At 64.9% G+C, this 18993-nt stretch carries 12 protein-coding genes; 2 read left to right on the top strand and 10 right to left on the bottom strand.

The annotated features are described in order from the left end of the window. Nucleotides 1–6 precede the first annotated feature (6 nt). From ACOOGG_RS06950 to ACOOGG_RS06935, 4 genes are all read right to left on the bottom strand, one after another. Nucleotides 7–3405: a UvrD-helicase domain-containing protein gene (locus tag ACOOGG_RS06950; protein WP_420433657.1), complete on the bottom strand. Its 3399-nt coding sequence runs from the start codon at nucleotides 3403–3405 to the stop codon at nucleotides 7–9. After that, nucleotides 3389–6628: a PD-(D/E)XK nuclease family protein gene (locus tag ACOOGG_RS06945; RefSeq protein ID WP_420433655.1), complete on the bottom strand. Its 3240-nt coding sequence runs from the start codon at nucleotides 6626–6628 to the stop codon at nucleotides 3389–3391. The genes ACOOGG_RS06950 and ACOOGG_RS06945 overlap by 17 nt, the downstream gene beginning before the upstream one ends. Nucleotides 6629–6960: 332 nt before the next feature. Continuing rightward, on the bottom strand, nucleotides 6961–7614 hold the full coding sequence (locus ACOOGG_RS06940) for a hypothetical protein (protein ID WP_420433653.1): 654 nt from the start codon (nucleotides 7612–7614) through the stop codon (nucleotides 6961–6963). 150 nt (nucleotides 7615–7764) lie between these two features. Further along, nucleotides 7765–8235, bottom strand: coding sequence for a DUF4143 domain-containing protein (locus tag ACOOGG_RS06935; protein WP_420435181.1), 471 nt, complete (start codon nucleotides 8233–8235; stop codon nucleotides 7765–7767). Nucleotides 8236–8303: 68 nt separating this feature from the next. Between ACOOGG_RS06935 and ACOOGG_RS06930 the strand changes: the two genes are divergently transcribed. Then, entirely contained in the window at nucleotides 8304–9503 is a 1200-nt protein-coding gene (locus ACOOGG_RS06930; protein WP_420433651.1) for a phosphotransferase family protein, read from the top strand. Here ACOOGG_RS06930 and ACOOGG_RS06925 read toward each other — a convergent pair. From ACOOGG_RS06925 to ACOOGG_RS06900, 6 genes are all read right to left on the bottom strand, one after another. Beyond that, nucleotides 9500–10426: a RecB family exonuclease gene (locus tag ACOOGG_RS06925; RefSeq protein WP_420433649.1), complete on the bottom strand. Its 927-nt coding sequence runs from the start codon at nucleotides 10424–10426 to the stop codon at nucleotides 9500–9502. The genes ACOOGG_RS06930 and ACOOGG_RS06925 overlap by 4 nt on opposite strands. Nucleotides 10427–10461: 35 nt before the next feature. Then, nucleotides 10462–12546, bottom strand: coding sequence for a DNA gyrase/topoisomerase IV subunit B (locus tag ACOOGG_RS06920; RefSeq protein ID WP_420433647.1), 2085 nt, complete (start codon nucleotides 12544–12546; stop codon nucleotides 10462–10464). Further along, a complete protein-coding gene (locus tag ACOOGG_RS06915) occupies nucleotides 12540–14960 on the bottom strand; it encodes a DNA gyrase/topoisomerase IV subunit A (RefSeq protein ID WP_420433645.1) in 2421 nt (806 codons plus the stop codon). Before ACOOGG_RS06915 ends, ACOOGG_RS06920 begins: the two co-directional genes overlap by 7 nt. Before the next feature lie 113 nt (nucleotides 14961–15073). After that, nucleotides 15074–15802, bottom strand: coding sequence for a glycosyltransferase family 2 protein (locus ACOOGG_RS06910; RefSeq protein WP_420433643.1), 729 nt, complete (start codon nucleotides 15800–15802; stop codon nucleotides 15074–15076). Next, entirely contained in the window at nucleotides 15799–16731 is a 933-nt protein-coding gene (locus ACOOGG_RS06905) for an SDR family NAD(P)-dependent oxidoreductase (protein WP_420433641.1), read from the bottom strand. The genes ACOOGG_RS06910 and ACOOGG_RS06905 overlap by 4 nt, the downstream gene beginning before the upstream one ends. A gap of 93 nt (nucleotides 16732–16824) precedes the next feature. After that, a complete protein-coding gene (locus ACOOGG_RS06900) occupies nucleotides 16825–17313 on the bottom strand; it encodes a nuclear transport factor 2 family protein (RefSeq protein ID WP_420433639.1) in 489 nt (162 codons plus the stop codon). A 54-nt stretch (nucleotides 17314–17367) separates the two neighbouring features. Here ACOOGG_RS06900 and ACOOGG_RS06895 point away from each other — a divergent pair, with 54 nt between their 5' ends. Then, nucleotides 17368–18936, top strand: a complete 1569-nt coding sequence (locus ACOOGG_RS06895) for a long-chain-fatty-acid--CoA ligase (protein WP_420433637.1) — start codon at nucleotides 17368–17370, stop codon at nucleotides 18934–18936. Nucleotides 18937–18993: the final 57 nt, after the last annotated feature.

Raw genomic sequence — 18993 nt, 5'->3', positions numbered from 1 at the left:
TCTTTCTCAGGCTGCCGAAAACACCAGCCTACGGCGGACTTCTTGCTGGGCCGAGGCTAGGTCGCCGTCGGCGATGACGACCTCTCTTGCTTGTTTACCTTTGCGGGCGAACACCAACACGCAGCGGGCCACCGCCTCTCCTACCGCCTGCTCCACCGCCAGGGAGTAGGCGGCCAACTGAAGCCGGTATCGGTCCACTTTGGCCTGGAGCGTTTCGTCGTCGTGGATGTCGTCGGTCTTGTAGTCCACTATCACCAGTCCTTCCGGCGTGCGATACAGAAGGTCGATGTAGCCCTCCAACACGGCGTCTTTCACTTTTGAGGCTACATACACCTCTTTTCTGTGTTCGGCCTGTGCCGCCTCGCGCACGCTCGGCGTCCTCAGCACCGACTGGGCCAGGGCAAGCACTGAGCTGCACTTGGAGGCCACCCCCTCGGCTTCGGCCTGGGCTGCGGCAACAGGTTCGATGAGTCCCAGATCGGCGTCCAGGCTCACGGTTTGCAGCACGCCGTGGACGGCTGATCCCACTTTGGTTCCGTAGCGGCCCTTGAGCCAGGGCGGCCGATGGTCGTCGCCGTCCACGGGACCGTCCTTGGCCAAGCCCGGGTCTTGGGCTGAATTTTCAGAGTCTTCGGAAAGGCCGGGGGTGTGTTGCTGGGATATCGCCGAGGCGCTCACCACCAGCGGACGCTGGGCCTCCTCGATGGCGCGGTCTCGCTGCGTCTTCCACTCATACAGCGACAAAGCGCCGCTGGCCTGTGGCGCCGCAGCAGGCGCTTTGCCCAGGGGTGCGGGCGCCCACTGCCAGCCGGGCAGGGCAGGCGCGCCGTCGGCCACCATGTGCGCCATCGACCGCTTCGACGCTGAATCCGTATCCGAGTCGGCGCCGCCCGGCGCCATGCGGTGTGCCGATACCACCAGGTGGTCTTTGGCCCGAGTGGTAGCCACATAGAGAAGGCGCACTTGCTCGGCCTTGGCTTTTCCGTCCTCGGAATCTCGTTGGTCGGCGAAGGTGCTGGTCAGCAGAGAGTTGCTGAAGCGAACGCCGAAGCCGCCTTCGGGAGGCCAAAGCAGGTTGGCGGTCATGGGGCGGGGCCGGCTGTAGGTGCCTGACAGCACTGCGATGGGGAATTCGCGACCCTTGGCCGCGTGAATGGTGGTTATGCGCACAGCGTCGTCATCGGTTTCTGACGCGACCACATCGGAGTCCCGGGCCCGCTCACTGATCCTGCGGTCGGCCCAGGCGATGAACTCTCGCACGCCTTTCCCGCCGGTTCTCTCGAATTGGCGGGCCTGATCGATCAGCCAGTGGAGGTTGCCCCACACGTCTCGGGCCCGGCGAAAGCCGAAACAGCTTGTCTCCAGCAGGCGGCGCTCCCGCACTATGCGCTCCAACAGGTGGCTGGGGCTGGTCCACCTCACTGTGGCGTGCTGCTCGGCGAGCCACCCCATCGCGCGGCCCACCGGGTGCTCATCGCCCAGCGTCTCGGGAAGTCGGGCCGAATAGTCCCACCGGCCGTTGTGAGTCGTCTTGAAGGTGAGCAGGTCGTCGTCGCCGCAGCCGAAGGCGGGGGAGCGCAGCGCGTTGACCAAGGCGACCTCGTCGGTGGGGTCGGCTAGTGCCCGCAGCACGCTCATGGTCTCCCGGATGGCCTGGGAAGCCCATATCAACGAGCCCGCCTCGATGCGGTAGGGGATGGAGTGGAATTGCAGTGCGACCTCGAGCTGTGACAGCGACGTGCGGGTGGGGAGAAGGATGCAGATGTCTCCCAGCCGCGCCGGCCTCCACGCCTCTTGGCTGGCGTCTCCTTTGCCAGCGCCAACAGACCATCCCTGTTTCACTGCGGTCAACACGGCTTGGGCTACCTCGTTGGCCTCTGCTTCTCTGAGCTTGGCCATCTCGGTCCCTTTGGAGTGCTCCGTGTCAAAAACGGCCACCGCCGGACCCTCCGGTGGGTGCCCCCGCACCGGATCGAGCGGAGTGTAGGGAGGCTGGACATGGTCGCCTTCTTCACCCATCAGGCTTTGGAACAGCCCATTGACCCAGGAGATGATCGGCTCGGCAGAGCGGAAGTTGCGGGTGAGCGACTTTTGCACAACGTTTGGGGCGCGGCCCGCTTGGGCAAAGACGGCTATATCGGCTCGTCGGAACCGGTAAATCGACTGCTTGGGGTCGCCGACGAAGAACAGCCGTCCGGGTTCGTCGCGGAGGTCGGGCCACGCGCTGGTGTCCTCAGCGGGCGCGGCAATCAGCTTGGCAAGGTCGATTTGGATGGGATCGGTGTCTTGGAACTCGTCTATCAGCAGCTTCGGGTAGCGCGCCGCCAGCACCCTTCTCGCAGGGGGGCCGTGCTCAGGGTGCCTCAGGAGGTTCCTGGCCAAGACCAGAAGGTCGTGAAACTCCAGCACCCCCTGCTTGCACCGGTCTTCGGCGGCCGCGAGGATCAGCGCTCCCAGCACCCGGGCCAGCCTTCCGATCACCGCGTCGGCTACATGGAGCTTGGCCTTCTCCACCGCGGTGCCCAGAGCCGCCACCAGTTTGCGGACATCCCTTACCGGGAGATCGCTGGTCCAGTCTTCTTTGCGCCCCAGATTCCCCGCCTTGAAGCTGGGCATCGGCCCGAACAGAACGCGAACCGCCTCCTCGTCTGATCCGGCCTCCGCCAGGCGCTCCCCGGATTGGTCGATCTCTGAGAGCCGGGACGACAGCGTGCATTCAGGGTTCGAGCAATACCGGGCCAATTCGGCGGTTTGGGCCATCTGGCCTACCAGGGGGCCGAAGTCGAATCCCCCGACCGGGTCGGTTGGGGCCGGCCCTCGTCCCATGCGCTCCTCCACCAGGTCCCAGTTGTTGTCGAGGGCTTGGGCCAGGTTGTGGAGGTGGCCAGCGGTGATGCCCATTATCAGCCCCAGCACCAGTGCAGCCTCCTGTTCCGGGTCGTGCAGCAGGTGACGGAGCATCTGCTCCCAGCGGTCCTCAAAGGCGTCGAGAGGGCTCACCTCGATCTTGGGCGGGAGCCCGGCCTCGAGGGCGTGCTGGGAGAGTATGCGCAGCGCGAACCCGTGGAGGGTGGTGATGGCGGCGGTGTCGAGCTGGTCTAGGGCCTCTCGGTGGCCACCGGATTCCGACAGCTCCTTGCGCAGGCGATTCTTCAGCTCGGCAGCGGCCTTTTCGGTGAAGGTGATGGCCGCGATGTCATCCATGGCCACTCCGGCGTCGAGCAGGGCCACCACCCGCCCCACCAAGGCAGTGGTCTTGCCCGACCCGGCGCCGGCCTCAACGAACAGCGTCGAATCCAGATCAGCGGCGATGGCATCCCGGTCGGCTTGGTCGCCAGGGGTGGGCTGAGGCTCAACCCGTTGCGGCGTGTCGCTTCGGGCGGGGATGTCACTGGCCGGCGCCATTGTCGCCCTCCTCCTCGCTGAGCGGCTCGCACAGGTCGCGGTATGCGGCCAGTTCCGGCTGCCCTCGCTTCCGCTCCCAGGCCCGTCGCTGGTCAGCGGTGCCCAGCTGATTGGGATTGCAGTACTCGCACCGTTGGCTGAACGGGCCATCGGTCTTGTCGGCTTGGGGCCTGTCGCAGAAAACTCCGGCCTCTATGCCCTCGGTTATGGCAGTTGTCGCCTCCCAGAAGCGGGTTAGCACGGCATCGTCCAGGTCGAATCCATAGGTTTTGAAGCCCTCTTTGGCGGTGACGAACCAGTACTGGGCTCTCACTGGGGCCCGGGGATCGCCAGTGTGGGTTCGGGCGGCTAGCGCGTATACCGGGAGCTGAAGCCGGGTCCCCCGCTGAACGGGATCCCAGTCGTCGCCCTGTTTGCCCTTTTCCAGCTTCTTGTACCGATCGGATTTGCCGGTCTTGTAGTCGGTGACCAAAAGGCTGCGGTCGCAGCTGATGGCGTCCACCCGATCGGCCTGGCCTCTAAAGAGCGCCTGCTTTCCGTTGGGCAAAATGATGGCAACCCACTCCAGTTCGCCGTCTTCCCCAAAGCCCAGCTCGCTGGCGATGGGGCTGGCCCCTCGGGTTAGGCGCTGCTCGTCGTCTGCGGTCAAGAAGCGCTCCAAGTCGGCGAGGATTTGCTGGCGATGGTGGCGCCAGTACACCGGGGTGCCGGTCAATCCCTTGCTCTCGGCCTCGTCGCACAGCTCTTGGCCGATGGCCAGCAGCCGGGTTCTCTGCTCGGTGTTCCAAGGCTGGCTTGGAGAGGGTACAGCCTGTTTCCCTAGCTGCTCTTTGAGAAACTCCTCTAAGGCTTTGTGTACCAGCGAGCCTTTTTCCAACGCGGAGATCTCCAGGATATCCTCGGGGTGGTCGGTGGTATGGACCTGCAAGACCCTCTGGAAGAAGTAGCGCATGGGGCAGTCTGCCCATGCCTCCAAACTGGTGGGCGACACCGCTATTGACTTGGGGATCTTTTCGCCACCCAGGTTGCCGTCGAAGCGGGTGAAGCGATCAGAGGCTCGCCCGGCGACCATCTCAGCCCCAAGGCTGAGAATGTCATCGTCGATGTCCCAGCCGGGGTCGCCATTGCCTGAGCAGTCGTTGGCACCAAGCGCCTCGGCAGGGTTGGGGTGCCTGAGGAGAGCCTGCAACCGGTGCTCTTGGGCGGTGGCACAGAACTCGGCGTTGGCGATCCTGTTCGAGAACGACGGGACATGCTCGAACCAGGCCGCGGTTTCGTCGCCGGCCAGTTTCTCCAAGCCGGTGCTGTCCACTGCTCGGCCGGCCAGGGCGGTGGCAGTGTCCAGCAGCCACCGAGAGGGGTACTGCTCGGCGCCGCCCCGCGAGTCTCCTCGGGCGTAGACCAGCGTGCTATGGCCGGCCGAGGCCATGGTTGCCAGCAGGCTGCGGTGAAGGTCGCCGGTTCGGCTGGAGAGCTGGGCCAGGTGCCCGCCGGCGGCGGTTCTCTCCCTATCGGGCAGCAGCGGGTCTTCTGGGGGGCTGTGGGGGAAGACTCCCTCGGCCAGCCCCAGCAAGATCACCTGGTCTAACTCCATGCCCAGCGAATCGCCGATCCTGCCGGTGAACACGCCGTTGCCAATGCTCCCCACACGCGGTGTCGGGGCGGCCAGTTCTGCAAACAGGCTCGCTCGGAAAGCCCCGGGCCTCGGCCTGGGTTCGATCTCGTCCAACTCGGCTAGGCGGTCGAGCGCCGAATGGATCTCCTCGGCTGCCGCCTTCTCGTATGGGGGCCAGTCTCGGCGCTGCTCCTCATCGCCGAGATAGCGACCGATGAGGCTGCAAATCCATCGGTGCCACTCGATCCAGGTTGTGGGCAAGGGGTCGGGCGTCAAGTCGGAGATCAGCTCGGCAGTGAACTGGGCTAGGGAATCGGCATGGCCGGCATCTCGCCGCAGCCGATCTTGGCGGTATTCGACGAGATCTGGATCGTCAGCGCCGTTGCCCATGTCGTCGGCTCTGTTGCGCAGGTCGGTTGCGTGTTGCTTCAGCCTTGCCCCCCACAGCTCAGCGCCTTGGGACACTCCGGCCCGACGCGATGCCCGCTCCCATGCCATCACCGGTGCAGGGGTGGGATCGGCCCGCTCAGCACCTGGTAGGTCGGGTTGGGCTGCCGCCAGCAGAGCGAAAACGTCGTCGCGCCGAAACCCCCGGTCTTCCAGATCTAACAGGGCGGTAAGACCTCGGCCGAGCAGCGAGTCGGCCAGGGTGCGGCCGCTGGGCCCGTTGAAGGGTATCCCTGCGGCATCCAGATGCTCGTGGAGTTGGCGGACGGCGTCTGATCCACCGCCGCAGAGCACGGCGATACGGCTCAGCGGGACGCCTTCTCGGGCGGCCAAGACCACCCTTTCGACGGCGATCCGCATCTCCTCGTCGGCGTCGGCGGCGCTTATGACCCGCTGACCGTGGGGTTTTTCGATGCGAGATGGGTTTAGCGGCCCTGACCCTATGAGGTCTATGGATTCTATGACCGGAGCGTCAGCCCTCTCGTCGCCGGCGAGGCCGGCGATCACCCACACTCCGGCTGATTGCGCGAGGGCGGCGATGAGGCGGCTTTGGGATGGGGTGAGGCGCTGGGGCAAATAGACGATGATTGGGCCGATCTCGTCGAGGGCGGCATCGGCTGCCCCCGATTCGATGCGCTCCATGGCCATGTCGATCAAGTCGGGCCCGTCGTACCAATCGCCCTGGAGATGGTCTCGGACACGGCGGCAGATGCGGACAACGTCGGCGGCCCGACCGCTCTGGGCCGCCAAGCTGTCGAGAGCGTGGTCGGGGATTTCTTTTAGGTCTTTGTAGGAAGCAACAAGAGCCTGTTCGGTGGCGGGATGGCGGGCGGTGGCTTGGAAAAGGCCGGGGGTGGCGCTCAAAGCGTTCCGCACCGACGCGCCGAGCACTCGGTCTGAGAGCGGTTTGCGATCGTGCTGGTTGGCCATCTGCCGTCCGGCCAGGCGTTCGGCCAGGTCGTAAAGCCTGGGGAAGTCCACCGCGGCGATGCCGTGCTGTTGTGCCCCCAACGCCCTCCGTGTGGCCAGCCCAGCAACGTTGGTGGGCACCACCACCGTGACCGGCGCCAACGGGTCGCCGTTCTTGAGCACGGCGATCTGCTCGCCCAGCCGCTTTGCGGCAGGCGGCCCATAGGGCGTGCAGATCACCTGAATGCTCACGGGTCTGACTCTAGAGACTTGCTATGACACTTCCCCGGTCTCGACGTCGACCATACGATGGTGTTCATCATGTCGGGGTTCATGCTCACGATCTGGGGCACCATGCTAGGCATCGGGCTCACCTAGACGCCCTACGGGTCGACTCCCCGCCCCGCCCGCGGGCATCTAGATTTACTTAAGTAAGACTAGATACCCGCTTCATTTAAATCCTAATAATAAATTCTTTAGTATATGTAGATTACCACTCCCTCACTTGTTAAAAACAAGGAGGGAGTAGCAACCTGTTGCTGTGCTTTTAGCTAGAAAGCACAACTTAAATGATGATTCTCATTTCAAGAATCATTCTCATCTGAATCAGAATAACGACAAACTGTCTGGCCGTTCTCTTCCACCAAAACCTCACCCGGTAGACATACACTGATTTGAGGAGGAGCACATTGACCAGTACTAGGTACCATTGTCCATCCATCACCCAAATGCGAACAACCATCGTCAGAACCAGAATCGCTTCCATCATCGTCAGATTGTTGGTTTGTCTCTGTATCATCCTCTGGAGCTTCTGAAGTGTCATCAACTGGGATATCATCACCAAGCTCTGGGGTTGTTTTGCAGCCGCTGGGGACTAGTTGGGTGTCTATGTTGTGGTTGCAGCGGTAGGTGTTGAGCAGGTTTTCTTGGGCTGCGATCAGGTTGTCCCTGGCGTCTTTGTCGGCTTTGGTTGGGTTGGGGGGTGGAGGGCCCGGCTCTCCCGCCGGCTGCGCCGGCGCCCCGTTCGCACATCCTCCCGGCACTGCTGCCACATCGACTGTGAACATGCACCGGTAGGCGTTCAACAGGGCCTCTTGGTCGGCGATCAGCCGGTCGCGCACCTCGATCTCCTCGACAAGCGAACCCGCCGCCGCGGCTGTCGGAACGGCCGCGGCGAGGCCTGACAGCACCATGCACACCGCCGCTATGGCGGCAGCTAGCTTCCTGTTCGGCGACATGGTCGTTTCCTTCGCTCAGACGGGTTCGGCGCTTGGGATCATAGATGATCGGCCAAGTCCTGCATGCCGATCGACGGGCTGGGGGCCTTGCGGCAATGCCCACCGAAGACCCGCCTTCTCCTAGGCGCTTGGCCGAGTCGATTGAAGAGGTCAGGGGCCGAGGAGCGCTGCGGGGATGACGGCTATGCCGTCTTTTCTGCGGTAGGCGTATTGGCCGGTGGTTATCACGGCTGAGTCGAGCAGATCGGTTCCAAGCCGATCCGCGAGCCATGCCAAGTGCCGGATGTCGCGGTCTTTGACCGTTGCGGAGAGCTTGACTTCGAGCGCCACGACCCGCCCGTCGGGTCGCTCGATTATCAGGTCGATCTCGTGCTCGCCGCCTTGGGTTCTGAGGTGGAAGACGTTGGCCTCGTTGGCTTGCGCGTAGACGCGTGCCGACTGGGTGACCAGGGACTGGAACAGCGCGCCCATAAGAGAGCCCGGTCTGGCGGCGGGGATGGTCCCGTCGGCGCCGGTGAGGAGGGATTCATCTGTCACGCCGAGGAGCCGGGCGGCAAGGGCCGGGTCGGCCATCTGGTGGACTGGGGCCGATGCCCATGATACAGAAACGACGGCTGGTATTGAGCAGAAACGACGGCGGAGAGCCCTCGGGCCTTATTCCGGGTAGCCGATGGGCTTAGCCTGGGTGAGTGAGCGAATTGGATCACGATCTGTTGGCGTGGGTGGAACAGTGCAGTGGGCAAGGGGTCGCTGATGCTGTTCGGATTCCAGGAGGTGCTTCTCGGCAGGCTTGGGTGGTGAGGCTGGATGACGGGGCGAAGCGGTTCTTGCGGATGGACGCGGGAACCTCGGCGCTGTCTGCGGTGGGCTACGACCTGGCTCGAGAGGCCCGGGCGTATCAGTGGCTGACCGACAAGCCGGTGAGAGCGGCCGGATTCTGCGGTGTCAGTCCTGATGGGCGGGCGCTGCTATTGGACTTCGTAGACGGGGGGCCGGGTCCGATGGACGATCCAGACCTCGCCAGGGACTTCATGGAGCAGGTCAACGCTCTCCATGGGCTGGAGCCGCCGGCTGATCTGGCCCACGATGACCTGGCGGTGTGGACCATGCTCTATCGGGAGCATTGCGCTGAGCCCGACCCGCTTATTGATCTGGGATTGCGCCGACTAGAGGAGACTGCGCCGGGACCTCCGGATCGGGCGGTGCTGGTTCACGGCGATCTTGGGCCGGGCAATGTGCTGCATGACGGCCGCAGGGTGACTGGGCTGTGTGACTGGGAGCTAGCCCATGTGGGTGATCCCATGGAGGATCTGGGCTGGATCACGGTGCGGGCCATGCTCACCCCATTTGTGGATACCGACACCGCCTTCGGTTGGTACGGCGGCCCGGTGGACGCCGAGCGGGTGCGCTATTGGCAGCTCGCCTGCCAGGTTCGCAATCTGATCGGGCTGGGAGTTACCGGGGCAGCCGGGGGGGACTTGGGCATGCGGATGCTCTTCTCCACCCTCCATCGCCGGGTGACCGCTGAGCTGCTGTGCGAGGCCCTCGGAGTGGTGCCGGAGCCGGTTGATGTGCCCGAGCCGGCTGACACCGAGGCCAGCGAGGCCTACCAGGCGGTGCTGGATGACCTTCGCACGGTGATCACCCCCGCGGTGGACGGGTACGCGTCTGCTCGGTCCAAGTCCGTGGCCCGGTTGGTGCGCTATCTGGACATGGTGGACCGCATCGGGCCGAAGCTGGCCGAACAGGACCTCATCGACCGTGAGCGCTTCGACATGGACGATGACGCTGAGGCCGCCCAATATTGGGCCCGAGCCACTCAGCGACAAGAATCGCTCATGCGACCCGCCATGGGCCGCCTGGCCGGGACGCGACTGGCCAGGCTCTAGTCGGCAGCGTCTGTGCTTGCTCCAGAGGCTTGGGCGATCCGCTCGAGGGCGGGGGCATCGGACCGCAGTTTGCCGATCTTGTCGCGGTGGAGCACCTCGGCGGTGCCCTCGGGGCATTGGGCTACGAACGGGCACCAGCCGCACAGGGGGCCGGTGGAGGCTTCGAACTCTAAGGAGATACAGCTCTCCATGATCGCCAGCCAGGTTGACCGCAATTCGTCGACCGCCTCGGCGAGGTTGTCGTCGGTGATCTCCAACTCCACCACTTTCTGGCCCAGATACAAGAGCTGGGCCTTGGCCGGCTTGCGGCCCTCCAGCTCGGTTAGAGCCGCGGCGTAGAGCAGCATCTGGGTGGCGTAGTTGGATGAGAACCGCTCGGAGGGGACTTTGCCCGACTTGTAGTCGGTTACCACCAAACCCTCCTCGGTCTCGTCAACTCGGTCGATGATGCCCCGGAACGGGACCCCGTTGATTTCTACCCTCACATCCTGCTCGGTGGCCGCCACCGACACCTGGCGGGGGTCTTCCAGCTCCCAGAGACCCTCGATGGCCCGCCAGCTGTTCTTGCGGAAGCCCAAACCCCCCTGCTCATCTAGTTCAAGGCCCTGGTAGTCACGGTGGTTCTCCATCTTGGGCCAGAGCTCGCGGGCCAGCTTCTTGGCCCGGTCCACCGTGCGGTTCTCTACCGGTTCCTGCATCAGCCTCTCCAGCACCATGTGGGCGAAGGTGCCGGTTACCGCGGCCTCGCCGGGCGGGTCGGGCAGGCGGTCGACGTAGCGGAACTTCCAGCGCCGGGCACACTCCCGGAAGGACGAAGCGCTAGAGGGGGACAGATACTTGGGCACGTAGCGCTCAGGAATCTCCATGAGCTTGTCGCTGGCGGGTTTTTCAGCCGACTCGGTCTGTACGGCGGATTGGGTCATGGTCATGTCTGTTTACCCGATTTCTCTGTTGATGGTCAGTAGTCGAGGGCGTCGCGGTCGACAAGCTCGCTGTGGGCGATGAGGAAGTCCTTGCGGCGGCTCACGTCGGAGCCCATCAGGGTCTCAAACATCTCCTCGGCGGTCTTGGCGTCGTGGAGGGTGAGCTGGCGAAGGGTCCGGGTTTCGGGGTCGAGGGCACACTCGGCCAGTTCGTCGGTGTCCATCTCGCCCAGTCCCTTGAAGCGGGACCAGCGGATGTTCTCGGCCTTGCGGTTGCCCTTGGACAGCTTGGCGGTAACTCGGTCTCGCTCGGCATCCGACCAGGCCCGGTGGGTTTGGTCGCCCACTTTGGCGGTATACAGCGGGGGCTGGGCGGCGAACACCCGGCCCGCATCGAGCATCGGGCGCATGAAGCGGTGGATCAGGGTTAGCAGCAGGCAGCGGATATGGCTGCCGTCCACGTCGGCGTCGCACAATATGACGATGCGGCCGTAACGGGCTTTGTCGATGTCGAAATCATCGCCGGAGCCAGCCCCCATGGCGGTGAACAGAGCCTGGGCCTCGGCGTTGTCCAGCACCTGCTTCACCGAGGACTTGGCCGCGTTCACCACCTTGCCCCTCAGGGGCAAAATGGCCATGTTCTCGGCGTTGCGCCCCGCTTTGGCCGGCCCGGCGGCCGAATCTCCCTCCACCAGGATCAGCTCCGACTCCGGGCCGTGTACCCGGCAATCGGCCAGCTTGTCGGGCATCCCGGTGGAACCCAGCGAGGCCGCCCGGCGCTTGTTCTCCAGGGTCTGGCGGGCCGACACCCGATTCACAACCGCATCGGCGATCTTCGACTGCAAAGCGGTTACATGGCTCTTGGGCCCGGTTTGGAACCAGCTCTCCAAGCCGTCTTTGAGCACGTTGTAGACGATGGACTGCACCGGCGGCGTGCCCAGCTCCTGTTTGGTCTGGCCTCGGAACTGTGGCTCGGGCAGGGTGACTTTGACCGCAGCCACCAGACCCTCCTGCACGTCTTCGCGCTGAGCCCGGTCGTTGCCCTGCTTGGCCAGACGGGCCAGCTTCTTGGAGTCGGCCAGCAAGCTGTCGTTGACCGCCCTGGTCAAGGCCCGCTCGAAGCCGGCCAAGTGGGTGCCGCCATGGGGGGTGGGGATGGTGTTCACAAAGGTCGACACCTTGGAGTCGTAGCCCTTTACCCAGCGCATGGCGATGTCCACCTGGCATTGCCGTGTGACCGTCGTCATGGCCCCATCCACTGGGACTTTCTCCTCGAATTCGCCCTCGCCGGGTATGGAGATGACCTCGGTCACGGTCTCCGCGGAAGACAGGTGGGCAACAAGGTCGGCGAGGCCCCCGTGGGAGATCAGCTCGACCGGTTGGTTGTCGAAGCCGCGGCGCTTGTCCTCCAGCTTGATTCGCAATCCGGGAACCAAAAAGCAGGCCTGCTGGGCCCTTAGGCGAATTGCCTCGAAATCGACGGCGGCATCGGGGTCGAACATGTCCAGATCGGGCCAAAAGCGGATCCGGGTGCCGGTCTTTCGAGTGGAGCGGACCCGGCGGAGCTTGTGCCCTTTGACGAACTTGTCGCCATCGAACTGGCCGGCCTTCTGTTTGACGAACCAGAGCTGCATAGTCGCTCCGTCGCGGTCCACTTCTGCACGGAGCTGGGTGGACATGGCGTTGACCACCGAGGCGCCCACCCCGTGCAGGCCGCCCGAGGCCCCGTACACCCCTCCGCCGAACTTTCCCCCTGAGTGCAGCTCGGTGAGCACCACTTCCAGGGCGGACACCTTCTTGATGGGGTGGGGGTCGATCGGAATGCCCCTGCCGTTGTCGCTCACCTCCACGGAGCCATCGGCATGAAGCGTCACTTCGATGCGGTTGGCGAACCCGGCGCCCGCCTCATCCACCCCGTTGTCGATCAGCTCCCACACCAGGTGCATCAGGCCCTCGCTGCCGGTGCCCCCGATGTACATGCCAGGGCGCTTGCGCACGGCTTCCAGCCCTTGCAGGGTGACGATATCGGAGGCGTCGTAGCTGCCGTTGCCGTTTCCGCCGTTTGGAGGGGCGAACAGGTCGCCGCTCTTGCCCTGGCCGCTGGAGGTCTTGGTCACCATCGGGGCATCCCCACGCTCAAGACCACCGCGCGGTGGTCTTCTCCGTGAGCCAGCGAGAAGGGCACTGGCTCTTTGGCCGGCTTTCCGTTGTCGTCCACTTCGGCCAACAGGTCGGCGGGAGGCGTCACTGCGGCCATGGCTAGTTGGTTATCGCCTCCCAGGGTTGTACCCACCCCGCCCCGGCCGGTGGGTGGGATGTCGGTGACCGACTTGATGGCGACCGACCCCGTGACTTCCACCAAGATGACGGCCTCGTCCCCGCTCACGCCTCCGGCCGCAATCACCCGGTCGCCGTCGCGGGTGGCCATGCCCTTGACCCCTGAAGCCCACCGCCCCTGGACCGGTACCGATTCGACCGGTGTCCGCAGCGCCCGGCCTTGGGCGCTGACCAGCACCATCTCCACAGCCTGGGGGGCGCAGAAGGCGGCGACCACTTTATCTTTGGGCTTCAGCTTGATGACCTGCTTGGCCGCCCGCCCCTTGTCGGCATCCGACAGATCGACTCGCTTCACCGTTCCTGCGGCGGTGACCAGCACCAGGGGATCGTCCCCCGGCATCACCAGGGTCAGCACTGCCTCGCTGCGGATGGTCCCGAACACCTCGGATGCCCCAGCACCCCGGCTGCGGCCCGAGACTTCGGGCAGGGCCATGACTGGCGACGCAATAACCCGGCCCCCCGAGGTGACAGCCAGAACCGTGTCGCCAGAGTCGGCCTCCAGCAAAGCGGTCAGCACATCGTGACGGCCGAACTGGGAACGACGGCGTCCCCCAGCCGATGCCCGGCCCACGATGCCAGTGGTGGACAGGGTGACCACACACGGCCCATCGGCCTTGGGGGCCAGTTCAGCCGCGGGGGTGGGCTCGTACACCGGTGCGTCTTGGTGGGCCACGATCTCGGTCCGGCGATCCTGTCCGAACCGCTCCACCAAATCATCGAGCTCCTTGAGCACCAACGTGCGCTGGCGCTGCTCCGAGCCCAGCAGCTTCTCAAGCCGGTCGATTTCGGCGATCAGCTCGTCTCGCTCGTCGATGATCTTCTGCTTCTCCAGCGCGGTGAGCCGCCGAAGCTGCATATCGAGGATATGGGCCGCCTGGATCTCGGTCAGGTCTAGGGCGTCCTGCAACCGCAGGCGGGCCTCGGCGGCATCATCGGAGCCCCGGATGATGGCCACCACCTCGTCGATGTTGTCGAGGGCGACGATCAGCCCTTCCAGGATGTGGTGGCGGTCTCGGGCCCGGCCCAAGCGATGCCGGGTGCGCCGCACCACCACGTCGAGACGGTGGTCGATGTAGTGGCAGCACAGGTCGTAGAGCCCCACGGTGGTGGGAACCCCGTTCACCAGCACCACGTTGTTGACACCGAAGGTCTCCTCCAACGGCGTGAGCCGGAACAGGTCGTAGTAGAGCTTCTCGGGCTCCACGTGGGGTTCGCACTCGATGAGGATGCGCAAACCGTGGTGGCGGTCGGACAGATTGCGGGCATCGTGGACGCCGGGGAGCTTGCCGTCGACGATGAGGTCGTTGATGCGCTTGACCACCTTCTCGGGCCCAACCATGTAGGGCAGTTCGGTGACCTCGATCCCCTTTCGGCTGCGGGTCAGCTTTACCGGCTTCATCTTGGCCTGGGCCCTGATCGATCCCCGTCCGGTGGCGTATGCCTGGCGCAGGCCCCCCTCCTCGGAGTCGATCACCCTTCCCCCGGTGGGGAAGTCGGGGCCCTTCAGCACACCCAAGAGCTCTTCTATGGTGGGCTTGGGCCGACGCTTGGTCATGACCAGCCGGATGGCCTCGGCGACCTCCCGCAGATTGTGGGGGGCCATGTTGGTGGCCATGCCCACCGCGATGCCGGTGGTGCCGTTCACCAGCAGGTTGGGCAGCCGCCCCGGCAGGCACTCGGGCTCGGAGCTCTCGCCGTCGTAGGTGGGCCGGTGGTCTACGGTGTCCTCGTCAATTTCGGCCAGCATCTCCATGGCGGCGGCGGCCAGGCGGCACTCGGTGTATCGGGGGGCGGCCGGGGGATCGTCAAGGGTGCCGAAGTTGCCGTGGGGGTCGATCAGGGTGACGGGCCGGGAGAACTCCTGGGCCAGCCGGACGAGGGCGTCGTAGATGGCGGCATCCCCGTGGGGGTGGTACTTGCCCATGGTGTCGCCCACCACCCGGGCGCTCTTGCGGTGGGGTCCGTCGGGGCGGATCCCCATGTTGAGCATGGAGAAGAGGATGCGGCGCTGCACGGGCTTGAGGCCGTCGCGGGCGTCGGGGATGGCCCGAGAAGTGATGACCGACAGGGAGTACGCCAAAAACGACTCCGACATCTCCTCGGCCACCGGGACGGGCACGATCTCGCGGGCAAAATCGACATCGGTGTGGCGGTCGTCGGACACGTTGTCGAGGGACAACTGTGATTGTGGGGGCATGATTCCCTTAGCGGATATTCGTAGGGGGAAATACGGGTTTTACCCCTGTTTAGAAGGTACCCGGTAGCTGCGACATATAGGGGTCAATCAGGCAGATCAACCCGGTATTTTGGTCAGTTGGCGGGAATCCGGGTGCGGCTGAGGCGCACGGTCTGGCCAAAGGAGCGAATCGCAGCCCGCAGCGCCTTCAAGCCAAGGATCGACACCGTTCCGGTGGTGCGGTCGCAGTGGGGTACCGCCACCTCGGCCAAACGGGCTCCGGATCGGGCCAGCATTCCCGATATCGCCACGTTGGGGGCAAAGGTGTCGTCGGGAATCACGGCCAGAAGCGGGGCCAGAGCGCTCGAACTCATGAGCCGGTAGGGGCAGTTCACGTCGGCCAGTCGACTCCCGAAGGCCGCACGGGCGGTCAGCCGGGCCGATCTGGTGATGGCCCGTCGGCCCGCCGACTGATTCCGGTTGGTGCGGATGCCGATCACTGCGTCGACGCTGTGGCGATGCTCCCAGAGCTCACCGAATGAAGCAGCGGGCATTTCGTGGTCGGAGTCGGTTTGGAAAACCCAGTCGGCGGTGACCGCCCCCCGGCGGTAGCCCCGCAAGATTGTCGGCCCGTGGCCGCTGTTGGCTTTCACGTCCACTACCAGGCGCTGATGGCGTTCAGCCACCGCCCGCAATACCTGCTCGCTGGAGTCGGTAGCCCCGTCCACGATGGCCACCAGCTCGTATTCGATTCCTAGCCCGTCGAGCACGCCGAGCCAGCTCTCGGCCACCTCCCCGACGATCTCCTCCTCGTTGTACACCGGCATGACCGCGCACAGGTCGAGCCGGACCTCGGGGGTCACTCTTGGGAGCTCTCAGCCAGTAGCTGCGCCTCCTTCTCGGCCAAGATGGCGCCGCTCAGGTCGTAGCGGATGGCGGCGGTGTTGGGCTCCGGGCCCTTCCAGCCGGGCAGCAGTCTCCGCTCGTGGCAGAAGAACTGAGCCTCCACGTTGGTGCCGTTCATTTCCCGGGCCTCGGGGTCGGTGGCCAGCCAGGCCACCACTGCGCCAATCACATCAGGGGGCTGGCCGTTGTCCTCGAAGCCGAACTGGGCCATGTCCTGGGCGATGCGCTCGGTGGAGATGTAGCCGGGTTGCACGTTGAAGGTGTTGATGCCGTCTTTGCCGTGCTCCACGGCCATGAACCCGGCCACCCGGTGAAAGGCACCCTTGCTGATGCCGTAGCCCATTCCCCAGCCCCCGTCGCCCGCCGCCTCGGTGGGATCGGCGTAGCCAGAGGCCGACGAGATGTTGACAATGGTGCCGCTGCCCCGCTCGATCATCTGGGGTAACAGCGCCTTGGTGAGCACCAGCGGAGCCAGGCAGTTTGCCTTCAGGTGGTTGTCGAGCAGCTCGATGGGCGTGTCCAGCAGGCGGTCCATGTGGCCCGGCCCGATATAGCGCCCGTTGTTCACCAGCACGTCCACCCGGCCCCAATGCTCCAACGTTGTAGCGGCTGCCGCTTCCAAGGAGTCGTAGTCGAGCAAGTCGGCGGCCACGATCAGCGCGTCGCCCCCCGCTTCGGCCACCAGAGCGGCCGTAGCCGACAGGCTGCCGGGCAGCGGCGAGGTGTCCGACCGCTGCACCGTCGAGGAGTGCTCCCGCTGCTCGCCCTCGGCCACAGTGCGGGCCGACACCGCCACATCGAAGCCCGCCCGGGCCAAATACACCGAACACGCCTTCCCAATCCCCCGGCTAGCCCCGGTAACGAATGCGACAGGTCGATCACTCATGGCCCGTAGTTTGCCTGCCTTTGCCCTGCTGCGGCCAAAGCGACTAGTCGGCGTCGTCGCGCTGGGTGGTGTGGTCTTGGGCCTTCTAATCCATCACACGTGGCGGATGTCCACGTCGTGCCAGTCGCTGCGCAGTTCGTCGGGTGGGTCGGGGAAGGCGCCGCGGGCCCATTGGGGTCTGGCGGTGCGGGAGGTGATGAGCCAGCCGTCGTCGAAGCGGGCCACGTCGTCGCAGTAGTGCAGGCCCAAGATGAGGTCGTCGACGCCCGAGTCCTCAGGGCGCATGTGGTAGGCCACCGCCCAAGTCTCGATGTGGCCCTCATCGGCGCCTTCTTCCAAGTCCACATACTGGTTGCCCATGAAGTGCAGCGTGGCTTCGAACTTGTGCAGCTCCTTCTCGGTCCAGTCCAAGTAGGGGTCGAGGGGTCCGGAGATGACCGTCCCGTAGATCTGGCAATCGGGGTGGAAACTTGACCGCACCAGGTCGAAGTCGATGCGGTCGATTCCCCGGGCGTACCGCTGGGGAACCTCTTTGATCAGCTCCCGATCCTTCAGCCAGCGCACTGTGGTTTCGACGTTCATCTCGCCTCCTTCGACCCGCTCCGGCACACTCGGTCTCGCGCTACGGTTGCCCTCATGAAAGAGCTGATCTATCACCGGCTGTTCTACCCGGCAGTGGAGCGGTACGCCAACAAAGAGGCCATCGTCGACGGTGCGTACCGGGCAGACTTTGCTGCCCACGGGGAACGGGTCACCAAGCTGGCCAATGCCATGGGCAGCGAGCTCGGTGTCAAAAGGGGCGACCGGGTGGCGATCATGGCCCTCAACAGCGCGTCCTACCTGGAGCTGTATCACGCCTGCTATCTGGGTGCAGGGGTGGTGAACCCGCTGAATTTGCGACTGGCTGGCCCAGAGCTGGACTACATAGTTCGGGACTCGGGTACCGAGGTGGCCTTTGTCGACTCCTTCTTTGCCGAGCCCTTTGTCAAGGCCATGGAGGCCGCGGGCGACAGCCCCATCCGCAAGGTGGTGCTAATAGGACAGGGCGATGTGCCCCACGACGTGGCCTACGAGGATTTGGTGGCCGCGGGCGACAACACCACTCCGCCGGAGCCCGAGGAAGAAGACCCGGTTGTGCTCATGTACACCGGCGGCACCACCGGGCTGCCCAAGGGAGTGCTGTTGCAGCAGCGGGCCGAGATGCTCAACGTGTACCACGTGGGCATGGGGCTGGGCGGCACCAGAGACGACGACGTGTTCTTGAGCCAGACGCCGCTGTTCCACGCCGCTTCCATGGCCAGTTTGCTGGTGATTCCTGCCTCTGGTTCCAAGATGGTGACCATTCCGGCATTCGACCCCGCCGGGGTGATGAGCCTCATCGAGGCCGAGGGCATCACCCAGACGGTGATGGTGCCCACCATGATCGGCATGTGCCTTCAACACCCGGAATACCGGCCCGAGCGGCTGGCGTCGCTGCGAGAGCTGGTCTACGGCGCTTCACCCATGCCCGAGGCTGTCTTGGGCCACCTGCTGGAGCACTTGCCTAGCGTCAACCTGCGCCAGGGCTACGGCATGACCGAGTGCTCTTCGGTGCTCACCCTTCTCTCGGCCGAAGACCACGTGGTTGGCAGCCCCAGGCTGCGGTCGGTGGGCCTCCCGGTGTTGGGCGTGAACCTCTGCATCCAAGACGAGGACGGAAAGATGCTGCCCACCGGCGATATTGGCGAGGTGTGCGCCCGGGGGGGCAACTTCATGAGCGAGTACTGGAACAAGCCCGAGGCCACCGCCGAGGCGTTCCGGGACGGCTGGTACCACACCGGCGACGCCGGATACCTCGATGACGAGGGCTACTTGTTCTTGGTCGACCGGGTGAAGGACATGATTGTGTCCGGCGGCGAGAACGTTTACTCCTCGGAGGTGGAGAGCGCCATCTCCACCCATCCAGGCGTCGCCCAGGTGGCGGTGATCGGCATTCCCGATCCGGTTTGGGGCGAGGCGGTCCATGCCGTGGTGGTGCCCGCTCCCGACCGCGAGCTCACCGAAGAAGAGGTGTGCGAGCACGCCCGCCAGACCATCGCCGGCTACAAGGTGCCCAAGTCGGTGGAGTTCCGGGCGGAGCCTCTGCCCCTGTCGGGCGCCATGAAGGTGCTCAAGCGGGAATTGCGGGCCCCCTACTGGGAGGGCCAGGACAAAAACGTCGGGTAACAGCCGGGGAAAATCGCCCTAGCCCGCCCCCAATTCGCTGGAAGCGGTGGGTAGGCT

Origin of the sequence: Candidatus Poriferisocius sp., from assembly GCF_965214065.1 — a bacterium.
Lineage (GTDB): Bacteria > Actinomycetota > Acidimicrobiia > Acidimicrobiales > Bin134 > Poriferisocius.
This window is presented reverse-complemented; position numbering and strand designations above follow the sequence as displayed.